The sequence below is a fragment of the Paenibacillus sp. FSL H8-0315 genome (assembly GCF_038005365.1).
In the GTDB taxonomy this organism is placed as follows: Bacteria; Bacillota; Bacilli; order Paenibacillales; family Paenibacillaceae; genus Paenibacillus_AQ; species Paenibacillus_AQ odorifer.
Genome location: NZ_JBBOTA010000007.1, coordinates 1 through 1,399, shown reverse-complemented (window position 1 = coordinate 1,399; position 1,399 = coordinate 1). Strand labels below are relative to the sequence as shown.

Annotated in this window: 1 protein-coding gene; it reads left to right on the top strand. The window is 56.3% G+C overall.

Annotation, left to right across the window (positions count from 1 at the left end; genetic code table 11):
• Positions 1-1,399 (top strand): non-ribosomal peptide synthetase (locus MHB56_RS29765; protein WP_341144428.1); only part of this gene is annotated, 1,399 nt, incomplete at both ends.

The following is a 1,399-nucleotide window of genomic DNA, read 5'->3' as shown; positions in this document are numbered from 1 at the left end:
TTCGTCCGGTCGAGCTGAGCCATCCGGTGACGAAATTCGACTTGACGCTAAACATCGTAGAAGTCAATCAAAGTCTCCATATGACACTGGAATACAGTCGCGCCTTGTTCAATGCGTCTACGGTTGAGCGTCTATTGTCTCACTTTGTACAACTGTTGACTCAAATTACCGAACGAACGGACGCAAGCATAGCTTCTCTGCAACTTATAACGCCAGAGGAGAAACAGTTGCTGCTCTACGCATTCAACGACACGGTAGCAGATTATCCGCGTGAAGCGACGATCCATGGGCTGTTCGAGGCCCAAGTTGAGAAGACACCGAACGCGGTGGCGGTTGTGTACGAAGACCGGCAGCTGACTTATGCGGAGCTGAATGCGCGGGCCAATCAGCTGGCTTGGACGCTACGCGAACAGGGTGTGGGTCCGGATCGCATCGTGGCCATCCTGACGGAACGCTCGCTGGAGCTGATGGTAGGGGTAATTGGCATCCTGAAGGCCGGTGGGGCGTACTTGCCAATCGATCCGTCGCTGCCTGCCGAACGTATCCGGTATATGCTAACGGACAGCGGCGCAGCGATGCTACTAATTCAGCCGGGCCTGGATCCGTGCGGATTCGAAGGCACGGTGCTGGATCTGGTGGAAGCCGGGCAAGCACCGTCAGAAGCAAACCTCGCGCTTAATGCAACGTCGAGCGATTTGGCCTATATGATCTATACCTCGGGCACAACAGGGAACCCGAAAGGAGTCATGATCGAGCACCGCTCGGTGGTGAACTTTATCGCAGGGATGAGGCAAGCGATTCCGTTCGCCCCAGCGAAGTCGATGTTATTTGCGACCACGCTGGCGTTCGACATCTCGGTGGTGGAAACACTGCTGGCGTTGACGCAAGGCATGCGGGTCGTGGCAGCGAATGAAGAGCAGCAGAAGGAGCCTCAGCAGCTGGCGGCGCTGATCGAGCGCCAGCATATCGACGTGGTGCAGATGACGCCTTCCCGGTTGAAGATGCTGCTGTCTGCAGGCAACGATGGGTGGCTGGAAAGCGTCACGGAAATGTTGATTGGAGGAGAGGCTTGGACGGACGATCTGCTGGCGGTGCTGCAAAGCAAATCGAAGGCCGCGCTGTTTAATATGTACGGTCCGACCGAGACGACGATTTGGTCCGCGATGCGGGAAGTAACCAATGATCAGACGGTGAGCATCGGGGGTCCGATCGCCAATACACAGCTGTATATTTTGAGCGACAACTGGCAGTTGCAGCCGATCGGTGTTGCAGGTGAGCTGTGTATCGCTGGCGATGGCTTAGCCCGTGGTTACTGGAACCGGCCGGAACTGACGGCGGAGAAGTTCGTGGACAATCCTTTTGAACCAGGTACACGGATGTACCGGACCGGTGATTTGGC